Annotated in this window: 17 protein-coding genes and 1 riboswitch; of the genes, 6 read left to right on the forward strand and 11 right to left on the reverse strand. The window is 75.0% G+C overall.

The window, feature by feature from the left end; all coding sequences use genetic code 11:
- Positions 1 to 11: 11 nt before the first annotated feature.
- From ftsR to ACFPZN_RS07790, 7 genes are all read right to left on the reverse strand, one after another.
- Positions 12 to 791 (reverse strand): transcriptional regulator FtsR, encoded by a 780-nt coding sequence (gene ftsR / locus ACFPZN_RS07760; protein WP_378281119.1) that lies wholly within the window; start codon positions 789 to 791, stop codon positions 12 to 14.
- A 50-nt stretch (positions 792 to 841) separates the two neighbouring features.
- A complete protein-coding gene (locus ACFPZN_RS07765) occupies positions 842 to 1381 on the reverse strand; it encodes an FHA domain-containing protein (RefSeq protein WP_378281120.1) in 540 nt (179 codons plus the stop codon).
- A gap of 367 nt (positions 1382 to 1748) precedes the next feature.
- Positions 1749 to 2471 (reverse strand): DUF881 domain-containing protein, encoded by a 723-nt coding sequence (locus tag ACFPZN_RS07770; RefSeq protein ID WP_378281121.1) that lies wholly within the window; start codon positions 2469 to 2471, stop codon positions 1749 to 1751.
- Positions 2468 to 2800, reverse strand: a complete 333-nt coding sequence (locus tag ACFPZN_RS07775) for a small basic family protein (protein ID WP_378281122.1) — start codon at positions 2798 to 2800, stop codon at positions 2468 to 2470. The genes ACFPZN_RS07770 and ACFPZN_RS07775 overlap by 4 nt, the downstream gene beginning before the upstream one ends.
- A gap of 38 nt (positions 2801 to 2838) precedes the next feature.
- The gene (locus ACFPZN_RS07780; protein WP_378281123.1) at positions 2839 to 3792 is read right to left on the reverse strand and encodes a DUF881 domain-containing protein; all 954 of its coding nucleotides are present in this window, start codon (positions 3790 to 3792) and stop codon (positions 2839 to 2841) included.
- A 39-nt stretch (positions 3793 to 3831) separates the two neighbouring features.
- Positions 3832 to 5187: an ATP-binding response regulator gene (locus ACFPZN_RS07785; RefSeq protein WP_378281198.1), complete on the reverse strand. Its 1356-nt coding sequence runs from the start codon at positions 5185 to 5187 to the stop codon at positions 3832 to 3834.
- Between the two features lie 14 nt (positions 5188 to 5201).
- A complete protein-coding gene (locus tag ACFPZN_RS07790) occupies positions 5202 to 5399 on the reverse strand; it encodes a response regulator (RefSeq protein ID WP_378281124.1) in 198 nt (65 codons plus the stop codon).
- A gap of 155 nt (positions 5400 to 5554) precedes the next feature.
- Between ACFPZN_RS07790 and ACFPZN_RS07795 the strand changes: the two genes are divergently transcribed.
- The gene (locus ACFPZN_RS07795; RefSeq protein ID WP_378281125.1) at positions 5555 to 7084 is read left to right on the forward strand and encodes an MMPL family transporter; all 1530 of its coding nucleotides are present in this window, start codon (positions 5555 to 5557) and stop codon (positions 7082 to 7084) included.
- 370 nt (positions 7085 to 7454) lie between these two features.
- Here the strand turns inward: ACFPZN_RS07795 and ACFPZN_RS07800 are convergent, their stop codons facing one another.
- Positions 7455 to 8108 carry a LysE family translocator gene (locus tag ACFPZN_RS07800; protein WP_378281126.1) on the reverse strand — a complete coding sequence of 218 codons (654 nt, stop codon included), beginning with the start codon at positions 8106 to 8108 and terminating at the stop codon, positions 7455 to 7457.
- 108 nt (positions 8109 to 8216) lie between these two features.
- Between ACFPZN_RS07800 and ACFPZN_RS07805 the strand changes: the two genes are divergently transcribed.
- Positions 8217 to 9554 (forward strand): aminotransferase-like domain-containing protein, encoded by a 1338-nt coding sequence (locus ACFPZN_RS07805; RefSeq protein WP_378281127.1) that lies wholly within the window; start codon positions 8217 to 8219, stop codon positions 9552 to 9554.
- Between the two features lie 2 nt (positions 9555 to 9556).
- On the opposite strand, the gene ACFPZN_RS07810 is transcribed toward ACFPZN_RS07805, so the two are convergent.
- The 3 genes from ACFPZN_RS07810 to ACFPZN_RS07820 form a co-directional block, all read right to left on the reverse strand.
- Positions 9557 to 12055: a sugar phosphate nucleotidyltransferase gene (locus ACFPZN_RS07810; protein WP_378281128.1), complete on the reverse strand. Its 2499-nt coding sequence runs from the start codon at positions 12053 to 12055 to the stop codon at positions 9557 to 9559.
- The gene (locus tag ACFPZN_RS07815) at positions 12052 to 12729 is read right to left on the reverse strand and encodes a CDP-alcohol phosphatidyltransferase family protein (protein ID WP_378281199.1); all 678 of its coding nucleotides are present in this window, start codon (positions 12727 to 12729) and stop codon (positions 12052 to 12054) included. Before ACFPZN_RS07815 ends, ACFPZN_RS07810 begins: the two co-directional genes overlap by 4 nt.
- A 181-nt stretch (positions 12730 to 12910) precedes the next feature.
- Entirely contained in the window at positions 12911 to 14161 is a 1251-nt protein-coding gene (locus ACFPZN_RS07820) for a sensor histidine kinase (RefSeq protein WP_378281129.1), read from the reverse strand.
- Positions 14162 to 14243: 82 nt separating this feature from the next.
- Positions 14244 to 14355: riboswitch (TPP riboswitch) on the forward strand.
- Here ACFPZN_RS07820 and thiC point away from each other — a divergent pair.
- The 4 genes from thiC to ACFPZN_RS07840 all read left to right on the forward strand — a co-directional run bounded on the left by thiC (position 14350) and on the right by ACFPZN_RS07840 (position 19540).
- Complete coding sequence (gene thiC / locus ACFPZN_RS07825) at positions 14350 to 16077, forward strand: phosphomethylpyrimidine synthase ThiC (protein WP_378281130.1); 1728 nt, start codon at positions 14350 to 14352, stop codon at positions 16075 to 16077. Its footprint overlaps the riboswitch before it by 6 nt.
- A gap of 148 nt (positions 16078 to 16225) precedes the next feature.
- The gene (locus ACFPZN_RS07830) at positions 16226 to 16795 is read left to right on the forward strand and encodes an RNA polymerase sigma factor (RefSeq protein ID WP_378281131.1); all 570 of its coding nucleotides are present in this window, start codon (positions 16226 to 16228) and stop codon (positions 16793 to 16795) included.
- A gap of 91 nt (positions 16796 to 16886) precedes the next feature.
- Positions 16887 to 17891 carry a maleylpyruvate isomerase family mycothiol-dependent enzyme gene (locus tag ACFPZN_RS07835; RefSeq protein ID WP_378281132.1) on the forward strand — a complete coding sequence of 335 codons (1005 nt, stop codon included), beginning with the start codon at positions 16887 to 16889 and terminating at the stop codon, positions 17889 to 17891.
- 137 nt (positions 17892 to 18028) lie between these two features.
- Entirely contained in the window at positions 18029 to 19540 is a 1512-nt protein-coding gene (locus ACFPZN_RS07840; RefSeq protein WP_378281133.1) for a DUF4331 family protein, read from the forward strand.
- Positions 19541 to 19590 lie beyond the last annotated feature (50 nt).

A 19590-nucleotide genomic window follows, 5' to 3' on the forward strand; every position in this document is an offset into this window, starting at 1 on the left:
AAATGCGAGAATCAAGGGTCGAGACTTTCCCTGAGGCCGGTGGAGACCAGGGCGGCGTGCAGTCGGACGGCCAGCGCGGCGATCTCCCGGGCGGTCTCGGTGGCCCGTTCGTGGGCGCCCGGGTCGCGGCGGCGCAGCTGCGGCGCGACGACCTGGTCGATGAGCCCGACCTGGCGGTCGGCGGCGGCCTTGAGGGCGCGCAGGTGCCGGACCTCGAAGCCGAACTCGCCCAGGGCGGCGGCGGTGCGCGCGACGGTGAGGGCCTCGCCCTCGTAGTGGCCGTTGGTGCCGGCGGTGCGGCGGACCAGGCCGTACTCCTCGAGCCGGGCGAGCAGGACGGCGTCGATCCCGGCGCCGTCGAGCAGCTGGCGGCGGGTGAGCCGGACGGGCGCGCGCTCCTCGGCGGTGGCGTCGGCCGCGACGAGGGTGCGGGGCCGCCGGGGGGCGCCGTCGAGCGGCCGTGCGGGGGGCGGGACGACGGGACGGCCGGGCTCGGGCCCGGCCCTGGGGGCGGGCGGCGGCACCGGCTCGCCGCGGTCCCGGGCCTCCAGGTGCTGGCGGATGACCCGCAGCGGCAGGTAGTGGTCGCGCTGGGAGGTCAGGATGAACCGCAGCCGCTCCACGTCGGCGTCCGCGAACTTGCGGTAGCCGGAGGGGCTGCGCTGCGGCTCGATCAGCCCCTCCGCCTCCAGGAAACGGATCTTGGAGATGGTGATGTCGGGGAACTCGGGCCGCAGCCGTCCCAGTACGTCCCCGATCGTCATGAGGGCCCGCGCCGGCTGCGCGCTCATGGCCCCTCCCCTCGTCGCGTCCCCATCGTCCCTGCGGCTGGGCCGGGCGGTCAGCCGTGCTGCGGGTTGGTCAGGAAGACCATCCGGAACTTGCCGATCTGGACCTCGTCGCCGCCGGACAGCCCGGCCTGGTCGATCCGCTGCCGGTTGACATAGGTCCCGTTGAGGCTCCCCACGTCGCGGACGTAGAACGCGCCGCCCTCCCGGGCGAACTCCGCGTGCCGCCGCGACACGGTGACATCGTCGAGGAAGATCTCGCTCTCCGGGTGCCGGCCGGCCGACGTGCGGTCCTTGTCGAGCAGGAACCGGCTGCCGGCGTTGGGGCCGCGCCTGACGACCAGCAGGGCGGTGCCGGGCGGCAGCGCCTCCACGGCGATCTGGTCGGGCCCCGCGGTCTCCTCGGCGGCTCCCTGATCGGCCTCCAGTGCCTCGAGCCCGCCGATGGAGATGGTGGAGGTGGACTCCCCCGGCGACTCCCGGTACGGCGTGGGCGAGGGGGCGCTCCGCGTCAGCGGAGAGCCGCAGTTCGAGCAGAAGCGGGCATCATCCGGGTTGGCGTGACCGCACTGCGTGCAGTAGACGCTCGGCATCGATCGGCTCGGCCTCCTACCATCGGCGTGCCGCCGGCCGCCGGCCCGCTCTCGCGATGCCCCGTCCTGCGCCACGCGCATCCTGTACCAACCCACGCCGGGGACCCGCCCCCGACCACGGTCCTTCCCGCCGCCCACCAACACGACGGTTGCCGCAACTTACGCGGGTGAGGCCCGAGGGGTCAACTGGAACGGTGAGCCGGCTGCCCCCCAAGCTACCGCCGTCAATGATCGCAGGTCTACGGCGCCGCGCGGACGCGTGCCGATCTCCCGGGCGTCGCGCGGTGCGGCCCGGAGGGCCGACGGCGGGTCCGCGGGGCCGCCGACCTGCGGCGGCATGATCAACATCACGCCCCGGGAGCGCGCGTCAGCCCGGCCGGGTGACACGGATCTCGATCTCGGTACGGGGGGTGACGGCGGTCGTGGCGCCGACCCCCTGGAGGGTCCGCACGACGCCGCCCGGGATGTTGAGGGCGGTGGTCATGGTGTGGGCGTCCCCGATCACCAGGAAGCGGTACGGGGCCGTGAGCTGCGCGCCGTCGGCCTGGATCCCGCCGCCGGGCGTGTCGAGGAAGTACGTGGCGGTGCCGGCCCGGACCTGGTTGACCTGGATCACCTCGGCGCCCGCGTCGCGCAGTTCCTGCAGGGCGTCCAGCAGGTTGACGGCGCGCACCCGGCGGGCCGGGTCGGCGATCACCAGCTCGATGCCGGGGCCCTCGGCGGGCAGGGTGCCGGCCAGCAGCCCGTAGGTCGTGGCGCGCTCCCGCGCCTCGCGCAGCGCGGTCTCGCCCTCGGCGTCGCGTTCCAGGCCCGCCTTGGTCTCCTCCAGCTCGCGCAGGTCGCCGCGGAGCCGTTCGGAGCGCTGTGACAGATCTGACAGGACGCCGACCAGCTCGTCCTGGCGGGCGTTGGCGAACGTGGTGTCCCGCTGGTTGGACCTCACCTGCGCGACCGCGGCGAAGCCGACCAGCAGGCACAGGAGTCCGGCGACGAGCTGGCCCCAGGTCCGGCGGGGACGCAGCAGCCCGAGCAGCCGCGCGCCCGCGCCTCGTTCCTCGGTCTTCTCGGTGTCCTCGGGTTCATCGCTCATGCGCCGAACAGCTTCCGGCGGATCGCGGCCACGTTGGAGAAGATCCGGATGCCGAGGACCACCACGACGCCGGTGGACAGCTGCGAGCCCACGCCGAGCTGGTCGCCCAGGAAGACGATCAGCGCGGCGATCACGGTGTTGGCGACGAAGGAGACGACGAAGACCTTCTCGTCGAAGATCCCCTCCAGCCGCGCGCGGACGCCGCCGAACATCGCGTCCAGCGCGGCCACGATCGCGATCGGCAGGTACGGCTGCAGCCACAGCGGCACGGCCGGGTCCAGCACCAGGCCCAGCACGATCCCGATCACCAGCCCGATCAGGGCGATCACCGTCGGTTCCCCTCTCCCCCGTCGCGCGGCGGCGCCGCTCACGGGTCCTCCCCCGGCCCGGTCGCGGGCGGCCGCGCGTACCGCAGCCGCAGCGCGCCGGCGCCCGGCAGGCGCACGCGGTCGCGGACGCCGATCTCGACCCGGATCCCGTAGCGCTCCTCCAGGAGCCGGGCGCGGCGGCCGGCGGCCGAGTCCCGGAACGCCCGCTCCAGGGCCTCCGGGCCGCCCGCGGCGCCGCTGATCGCGGTCACCTCGTACGGGGCGCTCAGCGGCCGGTAGTCGACCAGGACGGCCTCCCCCGCGGTGCGGATCGCCGTGGTGGGGGTGAGCCGCTGCCCGTTGACGCCGACGGCCGCGGCCCCGGCCGCCCAGAGCCCGTTCACCAGGATCTGGAGGTCCTGATCATAGACGCGCCCCTCGTCGGGACGGTCCCGGCGCTCCGCGGCGTCCTCGCGCGGCGCGTCGTCCACGACGAGGACCAGGGCGGGGCCGGTCACGGCGGTGGCGGCCGCGGCGTTCCCCGCGGCGGCCACGTCCTCGCGGGCCTGCCGCCCGGCGGCGCTGCGCGCCAGCGCGGAGGCCCGCTGCCGCTGGGTCTGCTCCCGGAGCGCGTCCACGCGGCGCTGGAGGTCGTCGGTGCGGGCGGTGCGGTCACGGATCTCGGCGACCAGCCGGGAGCGCTGTGAGGCCGCCACGGGCTCGCTGCGGCGCACCTCGGCGGCGGCGACGGCCGCCAGCAGGCCGATGGCGGCCAGCACGGCGGGGACGCCCGCCCGGAAGAGGCGGCCGCGCCGTCTGGAGCGGTCCTTTCCGGGCCCGTGTCCAGGGTCCGGTGCGCCGTCCTCGCCCTCGGCGGCCTGGCGCCGTGCGGCCGCCTCGGCGTAGCCGGGATCGAGCGCCCTGCCCGCGAACAGGTCCGCGAGCAGGGACATGGAGGCGTCGGGACGCCGCCATCCCTGCCGCTCCCCGGGGTCCTCCCGTCGCCGTTGCACCGCCCCATCATGGCAAGCGCCGCCAAATCCGCGCGCAGGTCAGGGCGGCGCGTCGGGCGGTGAGAGGGGCGGGAGGACGACGCGGAAGGCGGCGCCGCCGCCGGGCGCGGAGGCGGCCTGGGCCCGGCCGCCGTGGGCCTCGGCGACCGCCGCGACGATCGAGAGGCCGAGGCCGGCGCCGCCGTGGTCGGGGGTGCGTCCGGTGCGTCCGGCGGCGCGGTAGAAGCGTTCGAAGACCCGGGCGCGGTCGGCGGGGTCCAGGCCGGGGCCTTCGTCGGTCACTTCGAGGACGGCGCCGTCCTCGCCGGCCTCGGCCCGGACGGTCGCGGGCGTGCCGGGAAGCGTGTGCCGCCGGACGTTGGCGAGGAGGTTGCCGAGGACCTGGCGGAGCCGTTCGGCGTCGCCGCGCACGATGACCGGCCCCGCGGCCTCGAGGGCGAGGGGGCGGTCCGGCTCGACGGCGGAGGCGTCGGCGACCGCGTCGGCGGCGAGCGCGGCCAGGTCGACGGGCGCGTTCTCCAGGGGGCGGCCCTGGTCGAGGCGCGCCTTGGCCAGGTCTCCCGGGCGGTCGGCGGCGCCGCGCCGGAACAGTTCGGCGTACCCGCGGACGGTCGCCACCGGCGTGCGCAGCTCGTGGGAGGCGTCGGCGACGAACCGGCGCAGGCGCTCCTCCGAGGACTCCCGTTTGCGGAAGGCCGACTCGATCTGGGCGAGCATGGCGTTGAGGGCCGTGCCGAGGCGTCCCACCTCGGTCCGGGGCCCGGAGGCGGGGACGCGGCGGGACAGGTCGCCGTCCCCGATCGCCCCGGCCGTCTCGGCGATCTCCTCCAGCGGGCGGGTGGCGCGGCGGACCGCGCGCCAGGCGAGCAGGCCGACCCCGGCCAGGACGGCCGCGGTGACCGTCACCTGGATGCCGAGGGTGCGGCCGAGGAGCTCGTCCTGCTCGGTGGTGCGCATCGCCATGACGAGGGTGCCGCGGCCCTCGGGGAGCCAGGCGGTGCGGATCCGCCAGTCGGGCACGCCGCGGCCGAACGGCCCTTCTTCCTCGTCGCCGCCGCCGGGCCGCACCCGGGCCTCGATCCGGGTGAACCGCTCGCCGTCGGGGTTGTCCGGGGTGATCCGGGCGGGCCGCAGGTCGGCGGGCAGGCGGGGGGTGTCGGCGAACGCCGGCCGCGCCTCCCGTTCCGGCGGGCGGACGCGGCGGAGCACGGCGCGGATCCGCGCGATCAGCTCCTCCAGGCTGAACGGCTTGGTGACGTAGTCGTCGCCGCCGGCGGTCAGCCCCCTGATCTTGTCCTCGGTGGCGTCGCGGGCGGTGAGGAACACCACGGGGACCCGGTGGCCGTCGCGGCGCAGCCGGGCGCAGGCGTCCACGCCCGACCCGTCGGGGAGCATCACGTCCAGCACGATCAGGTCGGGCCCGAACGAGGCGACCTCGGCGTACGGCCTCGGCCCCCGGTGCTGGCCACGGCCGTCTCGAACCCCTCGTAGCGCAGCGCGGTCGAGACCAGGTCGGCCAGGTAGCCCTCGTCGTCGGCGACGAGGACGCGGGTCGGGCGGGAGGGGGGCGGCGCGGGCGCTGCCGCCGTGGGAGGAGTGGTCGTCACGCCGCCAGTCTCGCCCGGCTCGTCCGTGCGCGCGGTGCCGGCTTTCTGTGAGATCCCTGTGAGATCGCTGTGAAGGGGCGCCCCGGGCGGGATTCACAGCGGTCCTTAGGAACGCTCGCACGGCTCTCGAAGAGCGGGCCGCTGCACTGGTCGGCATGAACGGATTGTTCGGTTTCGTGCTGCGGCACAAGCTCTTGATCGGCCTGCTGTGGCTGGTGGTCGCCTGCGCGGGCGCCCTGGCCGCCGTGCAGGTCACCGACCGGCTCAAGGAGGAGTTCACGCCGCCGGGGTCGGCGGCCCGCGACGCCAACGCGGCGATCGCGCGGACGTACGGGACGGGCGGCGCCGAGAAGCCGCTCGTCCCGGTGATCACGCTCCCGGCGGGCGGGGACGTGGACGCACCCGGGGTCCGGCGGCCGTTCGCGGCGGCCGAGGAGCGCCTCGGGGCGCGGACGGTCTCCTACGCCGACGGCGGCGACCGGCGCCTGGTGGGCGCGGACGGCCGGACGACCGCCGGCCTGGTCTTCCTCCGCCAGGAGGCGGGCGGTCCGGGCGGCGGGGACCGCATGGCCGAGGGGCCCGACCTGACCGGTGTCCTCTCCGAGGTGATGCGGCCGCACCTGCCGCCGGGCGCCTCGATCCGCGTCACGGGCATCGAGGCGCTGGAGGAGGGCGCGGGCGGCGAGGGGCCCAGCGTGCTGGTGGAGACGGTCGTGGGCGGCCTGGGCGCGCTGGTGGTGCTGGCCTTCGTGTTCGGCTCGCTGCTTGCGCTCGTGCCGCTGGTCGTCGCGATCGTGTCGATCCTGGCGTCGTTCCTGGTCGTGTACGGGATCACCGGCGTGACCGACGTCAACTTCATGGTGCAGTCCGTGGTGGCGCTGATCGGGCTCGGGGTGGCCGTCGACTACTCGCTGCTGCTGGTCACGCGGTGGCGGGAGGAGCGGGCCGCCGGGCACGAGGGCGAGGAGGCGGTGCGCCGGGCGATGGCGACCGCCGGGCACGCGATCGTGTCCAGCGCCGTCGCGGTCGCGATCGGGCTGATCGTGATGCTGGTCGTGCCGCTGGAGTTCCTGCGCGGCGTGGGCTACGGCGGGATGATCATTCCGGCGGTGAGCGCGCTGGCCGCGCTGACGCTGCTGCCGGTCGTGCTGGCCGCCGCCGGTCCCCGGCTGGACCGCCGCCGCCTCGGCCGCCGCGGCGCGCGCGGGGACCGGGACGGCGCCGGGCGGGCGTGGACGGCGTGGACCCGCACGGTGATCAGGTTCCGCGTCCCGGCCGTGCTCGCCTCGGCCGCGCTGCTGGGCGGGCCGGCCTTCGCCGCGCTCGGCATGAACCTCGGCGAGGCGCACAGCGGGGCGCTGGCGAAGTCCGGGCCCGCCTATGAGGGGCTGACCTCCCTCCGCGCCGCGCGGATCCGCACGGGCGTCCTCACGCCCGTGGACGTGGTCGTCCCGGACTCGGCAGGCCCCGCCGCCGTGGCCGGCCGCCTGCGCGCGCTGCCGGGCGTGCACGCCGTCGCCGCCTCCGCCGGGCCGGAGTGGCGGCGGGACGGCACCGCCCTGATCACCGTGGTCCCGGTCGCGGAGGGCGGCACCGGCGCGGGCAAGGACACCGTGGGCGCGATCCGCGCGGCCGTGCCGCCGACCTGGACTTCACCGACACGGTGTACGGCATGTTCCCGCTGATCCTGGCGGTGGTCGGGCTGCTGACGTTCGTGCTGCTGGCCCGGACGTTCCGCTCGCTGCTGCTGCCGCTGAAGGCGGTGCCGGACCGGGCGGCTGGTCACCGGCGCCGGGCTGATCCTCTCCTGGCCTTCGCCTCGCTGGCCGCCGCGCCGATCGTGGAGGTGAAGATCTTCGCGACCGGGCTGGGGCTGGGCATCCTGCTGGACGCCACGGTGGTGCGGGCGCTGCTGGTGCCGGCCCTGGTGTCGCTGTTCGGCGGGTGGAACTGGTGGCTGCCGGGGTGGGCGGCGCGGCTGCTGCGCGTCCCGCCGTCGCCGGCGACCGTCGACGCGCCTCCGCACTCATCCCGTGAGGCTCCCCCGCTCCGCCGTCACGGAGCGACCGAGGCGGCGGCGCGGGAGCGGTCGAGGCCGAGGTGCAGGGCCATCCCGGCCAGGACCGACCCCATCAGGTACCGCTGGGCGCGCTGCCACAACGGCCGCCGCGCCAGGAAGGCCGCGATCGACCCGGCGCCGAGGACGATGAGGCCGTTCACGCCGATCGCCACCGTGATGTGGGCGAGGCCGAGCAGCAGGCTCTGCAGCGCGACGCCGCCGCGCTCGGGGTCGACGAACTGGGGCAGCAGCGACACGTACAGGATGGCGATCTTGGGGTTGAGCAGGTTGGTGACCAGGCCCATCGTGAACAGCCGGCGCGGCGGGTCGGGGGGCAGCTCCTTGGGCGCGAACGCGGAGGCGCCGCCCGGCCGGACCGCCTGCCAGGCCAGCCACAGCAGGTACGCGGCCCCCGCGACCTTGATGCCAGTGTAGATCGCCGGGACCAGCGTGAAGATCGCGGTCAGCCCGGCGGTGGCGGCCAGCACGTAGGCCACGAACCCGGTCGCGACCCCGCCCAGGGAGATCAGCCCGGCCCGCCGCCCCTGGGTCACCGACCGCGACACCAGATAGATCATGTTCGGCCCGGGTGTGAGGACCAGCCCGAGCCCCACGACGACGATCCCGGCCAGCGCGGTCGACGTGACCATGGCACCCCCTTCGTTCCGGGACGACCCTAGGACCCCGGACGATCTCGGAGCAATAATGGGAATTGCACTCGGAGCAAAGAGACTTTCGGAGCGAAGAAGAACGGACCCATGGACGACTACCGGCACGTGGCCGACCGGATCGCGGCCGCGATCGCGACGGGGCGGCTCCGCCCCGGCGACCGCCTCCCGCCGCAGCGGACGTTCGCCCGCCGCAACGGCATCGCGGCCTCCACCGCCGCCCGCGTCTACGCCGAGCTGGGCAGGCGCGGCCTCGTCGTCGGCGAGGTGGGGCGCGGCACGTTCGTCCGGGCCGCCGAGCCCGCCCCCTCCCCTCCCCTGACCGAGCCGTCCGCCGCACGGGTCGACCTCGAGCTCAACCACCCCTCAGTACCGGGCCAGGCCGGGCGGCTCGCCTCGAGCCTGGAACGGCTGCAGCGCCCTGACGTCCTGGAGGCGGCGCTGCGTCCCGTGGGCCCGACCGGCACTCCCGCCGCGCGCGCCGTAACGGCCGACCTGCTCGCACACTCCGGCTGGCGCCCCGCCCCTGAGCAGATCCTCTTCACAGGAAACGGCCGCCAGGCCATCGCCGGAGCCGTCTCCGCGCTCGTGCCCACCGGAGGCCGGCTCGCCGTAGAGGACCTCACCTATCCGGTCATCAAGGCGATCGCGGCCCGCCTGGGCGTCACCCTCACGCCCATCCCCACCGACCGGCACGGGCTGTGCCCGGAGGCACTGGCCGCGGCGCACCGCCGCGCCCCGTTCCAGGCCCTCTACGTGCAGCCGACGCTGCACAACCCGTACGGCACCACGATGCCCGCCCAACGCCGCGCCGACCTGGCCGCCGCCCTCGACGACCTCGGCGTGCACGCGATCGAGGACGCGGTCTGGGCCTTCCTGGACGAGCACGCTCCCCCGCCCCTGGCCGCCCACGCCCCCGACCGCACGATCCTCATCGACAGCCTCTCCAAGCGCCTCGCCCCGGGCCTGACCGTCGGCATCGCCGTCACGCCCCCCGCGCTGCCGGAGCCCCTGACCACCGCCCTGCGCTCAGGCGCGTGGACCCCCAGCGGCTACGCGCTGGAAGCCGTGACCGGCTGGATCTCCGACGGCACGGTCGCCGCGATCGGCGCCGCCAAGCGCGCCGACGCCCTGGCCCGCGGGCGCATCGCCGCGTCGAACCTGCCCGGAGCCGGGGTACGCGGCGCCCCCTGCTCCTACTTCCGCTGGTGGGATCTGCCCGCGCCGTGGCGCGCCGAGACGTTCGTGGCCGCGGCCGCCCGCGAGGGCATCGCCGTCACCCCGGGCGCCGCGTTCATGGTCGGGGCGGGCCGCTCCCCCGTTCCCAACGCCGTCCGCCTCGGCCTGGCCTCCCCGCCCCCCGAAGTCCTGGAAGAAGCCCTGACCACCCTCACGAAGATCGCCCACTCCCCGCCTGGAACCTCGTGATCTCAAGCCCCCGCCTCCTCCACCACCGCCGCCCATTCCTCCAGGGTCTCCTGGGCGGCGTCGGCGTCGGGGCCCTCGGCCCAGAGGTGGGTGACGGCCTCGGAGGGGTCGGGGAGGACCAGGGCCCACCGGCCGTCCTCCTCCACGACGCGGACGCCGTCGGTGGTGTCGATGCCGCGGTCGCCGGCGGCCTCGACGACGTGCCGCATCACGCCGCCCTTGGCCGCCCACGGGGTGGGGATGGAGCGGCGCAGCAGGTGGGCCTCGGGGATGCGCCGGTCGATCTGCGACAGGGTCAGCCGGGTGCGGGCGACGAGACCGACGAGCCGGACGAACGCGGCGATGCCGTCCACGGTCGTGGAGAACTCCGGCATCAGGAACCCGCCCCGGCCGTCGCCGGCGAACACGACGTCGGGGCGGGTGGCGGCCTTGGTGAGCACGTCCTGGGAGGTGGAGGTCCATTCCACCTGGACGCCGTGGAAGCGGCAGACCTGTTCGGCGACGCGGGTCGTGGTCACCGGGAGGGCGACGCGGCCGCCGCGGCGTTCGGCGGCGACCAGGTCCAGCATGACGAGCAGGGCGCGGTCGTCGCCGATCAGTTCGCCGCTCTCGTCGACCAGGGAGATCCGCTCCCCCACCGGGTCGAACCGCACGCCGAACGCGGCCCGCGAGGACGACACCAGTTCGCCCAGGCGCTGCAGGTCGCGCATCCGCTCGGCGAGGGTCTCGGTGGGGTTCGCCTCGTCCAGCCGGTTGTTGCGGGTGAGCACCTCCACGCCGACGCGGCCGAGCAGGGTGGGCAGCACGAGGGACGCGGTGCCGCCCGCGCAGTCCAGGACGATCTTCAGCCCGGCCTCGCGGACGCCGGTCATGTCGACGCGGCGCAGCAGGTCGCGGGTGTAGGTCTCGATGGTGCGCGCCGGGTAGGTGAGCTCGGCGATCTCGCCGGGGAACGCCCGGCGGTACTCCTGCCGCCCGAAGACCCGCTCCAGCTTGCGCTGCGCGGCCTGGGACAGGTCGGCTCCGTCGGGGTCCAGGAACATGATGTCGACGCCCTGGGGGTCGCCGGGCGTGGTGCGGATGTAGAGGCCGCCGGCGCAGTCCTCCCGGGCGGTCGCGAACCGCGCCACCGGCAGCGCGCACGCCTCCAGGTCCTGGACGTCGATCGCGGTGGAGGTCAGCGCGCTGATCATCGCGCGCTTGAGGGTGCGGGCGGCGCGCGAGGCGTCCCGGCCGGTGATGACCGCGGTGCCCTTCCTCAGGGTGGTGGCGTACGCGCCGGCCAGCCGGACCGCCAGCTCCGGGGTGATCTCCACGTTGATCAGGCCGGACACCCCGCGCGGGCCGAACAGGCTGCGCTGCCCCCGGGACTCCCAGATGACGCTGGTGTTGACGACCGCGCCGGCCTCGATCGTCTTGAACGGGTACACCTTGACCTGGCTGGAGACGTAGGCCTCGGCCTCGATGACGCACTCGTCGCCGACGATCGCGCCCTCCTCCACGCGGGCGCCGGACATGATGTCGGTGTTCTTGCCGATCACGCAGCCGCGCAGGTTGGTGGAGGGGGCGATGAAGACGTTGTCGTGGACGACGGCGCGGTGCAGGAAGGCGCCCTCCTTGACGACGACGTTGCTGCCGAGGACGGTGAACTCGCGCAGTTCCACGCCCGCCTCGACCTTGGCGTAGTCGCCGATGTACAGCGGGCCCTTGAGCACGGCCTCGGCGTCGACCTCGGCGCCCTCGCCGACCCACACGCCGGGGGACAGCTCGAAGCCGTCGATGTCGACGTCGACCAGGCCGGAGAGCATGTCGGCCTGGGCCTTCATGTAGCTGGCGTGGGTGCCGACGTCCTCCCAGTAGCCGTCGGCGACGTAGCCGTAGAGCGGGGCGCCCGCGGCCAGCAGCGCGGGGAACACGTCGCCGGACCAGTCGACGGCCGTGCCGTCGGCGACGTGGTCGAGCACCTCGGGTTCCATGACGTAGATGCCGGTGTTGACGGTGTCGGAGAACACCTGGCCCCAGGTCGGCTTCTCCAGGAAGCGCTGGACGCGGCCCGCGTCGTCGACGATGATGATGCCGAACTCCAGCGGGTCGGGGACGCGCTTGAGCCCGATGGTGACCAGCGCGCCGTTGTCGCGGTGGAAGCGCATCATGTCGGTCAGGTCGATGTCGGTCAGGGCGTCCCCGGAGATGACCAGGAAGCGGTCGTCGCGCAGCGCCTCGGCGGCGTTCCGGACGCTGCCGGCGGTGCCGAGCGGGATCTCCTCGGTGGCGTAGCTCAGCGCCATGCCGAGCTCCTCGCCGTCGCCGAAGTAGTTGCGGATCAGCGCGGCCAGGAACTGGACGGTCACCACGGTCTCGCCGAACCCGTGCCGCCTGAGCAGGCGCAGCACATGTTCCATGATCGGCCGGTTGACGAGAGGGAGCAGGGGCTTGGGCTGGTTGGCGGTCATCGGGCGCAGCCGGGTCCCCTCGCCGCCCGCCATCACAACGGCCTTCATCGCGGTGTCCGCGCTCCCTTCGGGTCGCCGGCCGGAGGTCCCGGATCGGTCTCGCCGGGCGGGCGGCCCGGGTCGCTCTCTCCGGGCGGGCGCGGCGGGGGCCCCGGGGGGCCGGCGCGGCCGGCCAGCACCAGTCGCCGCGTCTGCTCCCAGTAGAGAAGGGCCGCCCACCAGTACAGGAACGTCCCCCAGATCGCGAACGACCAGCCGATGACCTTCGCGGCGGTGGCCGCCCAGCCCTCGTGGTCGCCGAGCAGCAGCAGCGGGAAGGCGTACAGCAGGCACAGCGTCGCGGCCTTGCCCGCGAAGTGCACCGGCAGCGTGCCCGAGTACCCCAGTCTGCGGGTGATCGGCGCGATCGGGACGATCGCCGCCTCCCGGGCGACCAGCACGGCCACCAGCCACAGCGGGATGATGTCGCGGACCGTCAGCCCGGCCAGGGTCGCCAGGATGTAGAGCCGGTCGGCGGCCGGGTCGAGCACGGTGCCCAGCTTGCTGGTCTGCTCCAGCGCGCGGGCCAGCTTGCCGTCCAGCCAGTCCGACAGGCCGGCGAACACCAGCACGCCCAGGGCCCACCAGTCGGCCTCGATCAGGACCAGCCACAGGAACAGCGGCACGCCCAGCAGCCGGGCGAAACTCAGCGCGTTCGGCACCGTCCAGATCCGTCCCGACACCGCCTCCGCCGCAGCGGCCGACCCGGTCTCGGGGACCGGGCCCCCGCCCGGCTCCGGTGGCCTGTCGACATCAGGGCTCACTGACGCGTCGCCTCCCCTATCCCCCAATGCCCCGACCTTATCGTCAGGGTGGGCGAGGCCCTCGGCGCCCCGGCCCCCCTCCGGGGCCGGCGGCCCCGGCCTACCGGGCGTCGGCGGGGCGGCCGGCGCCCTGGTCACGGGCGTGCCGGTCACCGCCCGTGCCGTCGCCGGCGCCGAGCGGGAGCACGGCCGCCACGACGAACCCGCCCGCGGGGCCGGGTCCGGCCTCGACCGTTCCGCCGACGCTGCGGGCGCGCTCGGTCATCCCGACGATCCCGAAGCCCGCGCCCGTCCCGGCGCCCGCGTCGGCCCCGGCACCTGCACCGCCCGGCGCGGCGGGTCCGCGGCCGTCGTCGGCGACGGTGATCCGCAGGTTCCCGGCGGCGCGTTCCAGCAGGACCTCGACCGAGCCGGCCCGGGCGTGCTTGACCACGTTGGTCAGCGCCTCCTGGACGATCCGGTAGGCCACGATCCCGACCTCGGGCGCCTCCCGTTCGGCGCCGCGCTCCTCCAGGACGGCGGCGAGCCCGGATTCCCGCGCGGCGTCCACCAGTTCGGCGATGCCGGCCGCGCCGGGCGGCACCGCCCCCGGCGCGCCGTCCCCGGCCTCGCGCAGCACCTGGAGGGTGGCCCTCAGCTCGGTGCGGGTGTCGCGGCAGGTCGCGGCGATCTCGTTGAGGCATCCGGCGATCTCGGCGCGGTCCAGGGGACGGCCGGAGGCCACCAGGTGCGCCGCGGCCCCGGCCCGGACGCCGATCACGGTGATGCTGTGGGCGAGCAGGTCGTGCAGGTCCCGGGCGATGCGCAGGCGCTCCTCGGCGACCCGCCGCCGGGCCTCCTCCTCGCGGGTCCGCTCGGCGCGCTCGGCCCGCTCGGTGGCCGCGGCCAGCCGGGCCCGGTGAACCCGCCAGGTCTGCACGCCGACGACCACTCCGACGATGGCCTCGATCACGCCGATCTGCTCGAGCCCGCTGCGCCCGCTGGCGCCCATGGAGAACAGCACCGCGCAGACCAGCAGCAGCGCGGCCGTGCCGAACAGCACCGTGCGCACGCGGCGTCCCATCACCGCGAAGGTGAACAGCGCGAACACCTCGGCGGGGGCGGCGGCGTGGTGCTGGTACTGCAGCAGGTGGTACGGCAGCGCCACCGCGACGACCAGGGCCAGCGCGAGCCCGGGCCGGCGGCGCCGCCAGGCCAGCGGCACGTGCGCCCCGGCCAGCAGCAGCGCGCCGAGCGGGTCCAGGGACCGCACGCCCGGCCAGGCCACCGCGGCGGCCAGCGCCCCCGCCGCCAGGACCCCGGCGAGCAGGGTGTCCAGCGTCACATCCCGCACCCGGGCTTTGATCAACACACCAGCAATCCTGCCCGACCCGGCCCGCTCCCCCAAACCGCCCCCGGTGGACGCCGGCGCGGGCGAAAGGTTAACGTCGTGCCCGACAGATCGCGGGGGCCCGGCGAACCGGGCTGAGATTGCGGCTGGCACGGCCGCTGACCGCTGGAACCTGACCGGGTAATGCCGGCGTAGGGAGAGATCCAGTCATGACCAAGGACGGCTCGGTTCGGCCTGCCCGCAAGACGTACCTGACCGGCTCGCGCGAGGGTCTGCGCGTGCCGATGCGGGAGGTGCCGCTGACCAACGGGGCCTCGGTGGTGCTGTACGACACCTCCGGCCCGTACACCGATCCCGCCTACGAGGCCGACGTGCGGCGCGGGCTCCCGCCGCTGCGCGAGGCGTGGATCGCCGGACGCGGCGACACCGCCGCCTACGAGGGGCGGGCGGCCCGCCCGGAGGACGACGGGCGGCGCTCCGGCGATCCGCTGCGCGACGCCGCGGCCTTCCCGCCGCGACGGCCGCGGCGGGCGACCGGGGAGGCGGTGACGCAGCGGGCCTACGCGCGGCGCGGCGAGATCACCCCGGAGATGGAGTTCGTCGCGCTGCGCGAGGGCGTCGAGCCGGAGTTCGTGCGGGCGGAGCTGGCGGCGGGACGGGCCGTGCTGCCCGCCAACGTCAACCACCCCGAGATCGAACCGATGATCATCGGGCGGAACTTCCTGGTGAAGGTCAACGCCAACATCGGCAACAGCGCGGTGGCGTCCTCCGTCGAGGAGGAGGTCGAGAAGATGACCTGGGCGACCCGCTGGGGCGCCGACACGATCATGGACCTGTCGACCGGCCGGGACATCCACACCACCCGGGAGTGGATCCTGCGCAACTCGCCGGTGCCGGTCGGCACGGTGCCGCTGTACCAGGCGCTGGAGAAGGTCGGCGGCGATCCGGCCGCGCTCACCTACGAGGTCTTCCGCGACACCGTGATCGAGCAGGCCGAGCAGGGCGTGGACTACATGACCGTGCACGCGGGCGTGCTGCTGCGGTACGTGCCGCTGACCGCGCGGCGCAGGACGGGCATCGTGTCCCGGGGCGGGTCGATCATGGCGGCCTGGTGCCTGGCGCACCACGAGGAGAACTTCCTCTACACCCGCTTCCGGGAGCTGTGCGAGATCTTCGCGGCCTACGACATCACCTGGTCGCTGGGCGACGGGCTGCGGCCGGGCTGCGTCGCCGACGCCAACGACGAGGCGCAGTTCGCCGAGCTGCGCACGCAGGGCGAGCTCACCCGGATCGCGGCGGAGTTCGGCAACCAGGTGATGAACGAGGGCCCCGGCCACGTCCCGATGCACAAGATCAAGGAGAACGTGGACCGGCAGCGGGAGTGGTGCGACGACGCGCCGTTCTACACGCTGGGCCCGCTGACGACCGACATCGCGCCCGGGTACGACCACATCACCTCGGCGATCGGCGCCGCGATGATCGGCTGGCACGGCACCGCGATGCTGTGCTACGTGACGCCCAAGGAGCATCTGGGGCTGCCCGACCGCGACGACGTGAAGGCGGGCATGATCGCCTACAAGATCGCCGCGCACGCCGCCGACCTGGCCAAGGGCCATCCGGGCGCGCAGGCCTGGGACGACGCGCTGTCGGACGCCCGGTTCGAGTTCCGCTGGGAGGACCAGTTCAACCTGGCCCTCGACCCGGACACGGCGCGCGCGTTCCATGACGAGACGCTGCCGGCGGCCCCGGCCAAGACGGCGCACTTCTGCTCGATGTGCGGCCCGCACTTCTGCGCGATGAAGATCACTCAGGATGTGCGCCGGTACGCCGGGGAGCACGGGCTGCCGGAGGACGAGGCGCTGGAGGCCGGGCTGCGCGACAAGGCGGCGGAGTTCACCTCCGCCGGCAACCGGATCTATCTCCCGATCGCCGACTGAGCGGCCGGACGGCCACGGGTCCGCGCGGGTCCGCGCGCGTCCGGCGGATCACCGCTGCGCGAACGGGCGGGATCGGGAGAGGATGGGGCGGCGCCGCCCGCCGCGGCGTGCGCGGACCTGTGGTCGGTCAGGACGGGTGGTGGAGCCGGTGGACGCGCCTGGACCCGCGGTGGCCCGCGACGAGGAACTGCGCGCGCGCCTCGCCGCCGGGGACGAGACGGCGCTGGCCGAGGTGTACGACCTGTTCTCTCCGCTGGTGTTCGGGCTGGCCCGGCGGGTGACGGCGGACGCGGACGCGGCCGGGGACGTGACCCAGGAGGTGTTCGTCGGGCTGTGGGAGCGTCCGCTGGCGTTCGACCCGGCCAAGGGGTCGCTGCGCACGTGGCTGGCGACGCTGGCGCACCGCCGCGCGGTCGACTGGGTGCGCCGTGAGAGCCGCCACCGGCGGCCGCCTCCGGTCACGGCCCCGGACGGCAACGGGCGGCCCGGCGTGGAGGAGGAAGTCCTCGAAGGGGAGCTGGCGGCCGGGGTGCGGCGCGGGTTACAGGGCCTTCCGCCGAATCTGCGCGAGGTCCTGGAACTGGCCTACTACCACGGCCTGACCTACCGCGAGGTTGCGGCACGGCTGGGGATCCCGGAGGGGACGGCCAAGTCGCGGATCCGCAGCGCGCTCGCGCGGCTGGCGCGCGAACTGGAAAGCGAAGGGCTCACCTCGTGAGCGCCCGCGCGGCCGCGGGCGCGGTGCCCGCGCACGTACCGGCGACTGGTGGAACGGGCGGGGGCGGCGTACTTTCGGAAGGAGGCCGGGCTTGAGCGAGGAAGGACATCCTGACGTGGACGGGGCTCTCGCCGCCTGGGCACTGGACTCCTGCCCGCCCGAAGAGGCCGCCCGGATCGCCGAGCACGTCGCCTCCTGCGCGGGCTGCTCCGAGGAGGCCGTCCGGCTCCGCGACACCGCTGGGCTGCTGGCGGCGGTCACATCGGCCGCGCCGCCGGCGGAACTGCGCGCGACGGTGCTGTCGGCCGCGCTGAGCAGACGCCGCGCGGGCGTCGCGGTAGGCGTGTCCGAGGAACTGGCGGGCGCGTACGCGCGGCAGGTGGCGCGCATGGACGCGCTGCTGGCCTCGCTGACGGCCGCCGACTGGCGGGCGCCGCTGCCCGAGTTGCCCGGGTACGGCTCAGTCCGGCGCCTGGTCGACCATCTGATCGGGAACGACGCGGCGTTCGCGGGCGATCTCGGGCTCGTCCCGGCGCGCGCGGCCCCCGGCCCGCGCGGGGTGTGGCGGGCGCAGGCCGACGCCGTCGTGCGGGGCTTCGGCGCCGACGTGCGCCTACTGGAGCGCGAGGCGTCGCTGGCCGGGGCCCGGCCGGTCCGCGCTCCGGCGCGCACCGGGCTGGTGCAGCGGACGTTCGAGACCTGGACGCACGCCGACGACATCCGCGCCGTCGTGGGCCGCCCCGCCGAGCCGCCGCCGGGCGGGCATCTGCGGCTCATCGTCGAGATGGCGGTGCCGATGCTGCCGCAGGCGATGCGCGCGTCGGGGCGGGCGCGTCCGGGCCGTACGGCGCGGCTGAGGCTGACCGGGCCGGGCGGCGGCGCATGGGTCGCCCCGCTGGCCCCCGGGGCCCTTCCCCCGCCGGGCGGGCCCGGCACGGCGGCCGCCGTGGACGTGACCGTCACGGCCGGCGCGGAGGATTTCTGCCGGCTGGTGGCCAACCGCCGCCGACCGGAGACGTTCCCGCACGTCGCGGACGGTGACACCGCGCTGGCGGCCGACCTGCTGCACGCCGCCGCCACGCTCGGCTGCGACTGAGACGCCCGTCCGGCGGGCCGGGTTGGGATCTGGCCCCATGCGGCCATCGGGCCATCCGGGACGGCCCCGCGTTCCGAAAGGCGGGTCGGATGCGGTGCCGCGCAGGGCGCCGCCGGACACGCGCAAAGGACGCAGCGATGTCACGACCCCACACGGCCCGGTTCCGGACCGCCGCCCTGCTGGCCGCGGGCGCGGCCCTCGCGGCGAGCGGACTCGCGGGCCTGCAGCCCGGCGCGGCCACCGCCTCCAGCCACCGCGAGGCGCCGCTGATCTCCGGGCAGCCGCAGTACGACAACACCGACGTGTACGCCTTCGTCAGCCCGGACCGGCCCGACACCACCACGCTGGTCGCCAACTTCCTCCCGTTCCAGGAGCCCGCGGGCGGGCCGAACTTCAATAAGTTCGCCCACGACGCGCGGTACGAGATCAACGTCGACAACGACGGCGACTCCCTGCCGGAGTGGACCTACCGGTTCACCTTCAAGGACGCCTTCCGCAACGGTGACACCTTCCTGTACAACACCGGGCCGGTGCGGAGCCTGGACGACCCCAACCTCAATTTCCGCCAGACCTACGACCTGACGCTGATCCAGCGGCAGGGCGGCGCGGTGCACAGCACGCGGACGCTGGCGTCCGGCGTGCCGGTGGCGCCGTCCAACGTGGGCCGCGCCTCGATGCCCGACTACCGGACGCTGCGGCAGCAGGCGATCAGGACGCTGCCCAGCGGGGCGAAGGTGTTCGCCGGGCAGGCCGACGACCCGTTCTTCCTGGACCTGCGGGTCTTCGACCTGCTGTACGGCGGGAACCTCAAGGAGGTCGGCAACGACACGCTGCGCGGCTACAACGTGCAGACCATCGCCGTGCAGGTCCCCACGCAGGGGCTGGTCAAGCAGGGGCAGCCGACGATCGGCGTGTACTCGGCGGTGCAGCGCCGCACCGCCTCCGGTGAGTACGCGCAGGTCTCGCGGCTCGGCATGCCGCTGGTGAACGAGGTGGTCGTCCCGGTCAAGGACAAGGACAGGTTCAACGCCTCGGTGCCGTGGAACGACGGCCAGTTCGCCCGGTATGTCACCGACCCGGAGCTGCCGCGGCTGATCCAGCAGATCTACAAGATCCCCGCGCCGGCGGCGCCGCGGAACGACCTGGTGCAGGTCTTCCTGACCGGCGTGCCGAACCTCAACCAGCCGCCCGGGGTGCGCCCGGCGGAGCTGATGCGGCTCAACACCTCGATCCCGCCGTCCCGCGCGCCCAAGCGGCTGGGCGTGCTGGACGGGGACAACGCCGGCTACCCCAACGGGCGGCGGCTGACCGACGACACCGTGGACATCTCGCTGCAGGTCGTCGAGGGCGAGCTGCTCGGCAAGAAGAACGACCTGGGCGACGCGGTCGACGGCAACGACGTGCCGCTGGAGAAGAGCTTCCCCTACGTCGCGCTGCCGGCGTCCGGCTCCACCGTGAAGGGGCGGGTCACGGGCGCGGGCGCGCCGCGCGGCGGCGACGGGTCCGGCCGGATCAACGGCGGCCCGGTCTCCAGCAACGAGTCCACCGGCGGCTCACCGGCGATCCCGCTGCTGGCGATCGGCGCGGGCGCGGCCTTCCTCACCGGGGGCGGTCTGCTGTGGCTGCGCCGCCGCGGGGCCGTCGGCTGAGGCCACCCCCACGACCGAACCCGTGGACGCGGGCCGGCCGGGCCGTACGG

The sequence above is a fragment of the Actinomadura rugatobispora genome (assembly GCF_042656285.1).
In the GTDB taxonomy this organism is placed as follows: Bacteria; Actinomycetota; Actinomycetes; order Streptosporangiales; family Streptosporangiaceae; genus Spirillospora; species Spirillospora rugatobispora.

Excerpts from the sequence above, each read along its gene's own strand:
- ftsR (WP_378281119.1), bottom strand. The coding sequence starts at position 791 with ATGAGCGCGCAGCCGGCGCGGGCCCTCATGACGATCGGGGACGTACTG.
- ACFPZN_RS07765 (WP_378281120.1), bottom strand. The coding sequence starts at position 1,381 with ATGCCGAGCGTCTACTGCACGCAGTGCGGTCACGCCAACCCGGATGAT.
- ACFPZN_RS07770 (WP_378281121.1), bottom strand. The coding sequence starts at position 2,471 with ATGAGCGATGAACCCGAGGACACCGAGAAGACCGAGGAACGAGGCGCG.
- ACFPZN_RS07785 (WP_378281198.1), bottom strand. The coding sequence starts at position 5,187 with ATGCTCCCCGACGGGTCGGGCGTGGACGCCTGCGCCCGGCTGCGCCGC.
- ACFPZN_RS07795 (WP_378281125.1), top strand. The coding sequence starts at position 5,555 with ATGAACGGATTGTTCGGTTTCGTGCTGCGGCACAAGCTCTTGATCGGC.
- ACFPZN_RS07800 (WP_378281126.1), bottom strand. The coding sequence starts at position 8,108 with ATGGTCACGTCGACCGCGCTGGCCGGGATCGTCGTCGTGGGGCTCGGG.
- ACFPZN_RS07805 (WP_378281127.1), top strand. The coding sequence starts at position 8,217 with ATGGACGACTACCGGCACGTGGCCGACCGGATCGCGGCCGCGATCGCG.
- ACFPZN_RS07810 (WP_378281128.1), bottom strand. The coding sequence starts at position 12,055 with ATGAAGGCCGTTGTGATGGCGGGCGGCGAGGGGACCCGGCTGCGCCCG.
- thiC (WP_378281130.1), top strand. The coding sequence starts at position 14,350 with ATGACCAAGGACGGCTCGGTTCGGCCTGCCCGCAAGACGTACCTGACC.
- ACFPZN_RS07840 (WP_378281133.1), top strand. The coding sequence starts at position 18,029 with ATGTCACGACCCCACACGGCCCGGTTCCGGACCGCCGCCCTGCTGGCC.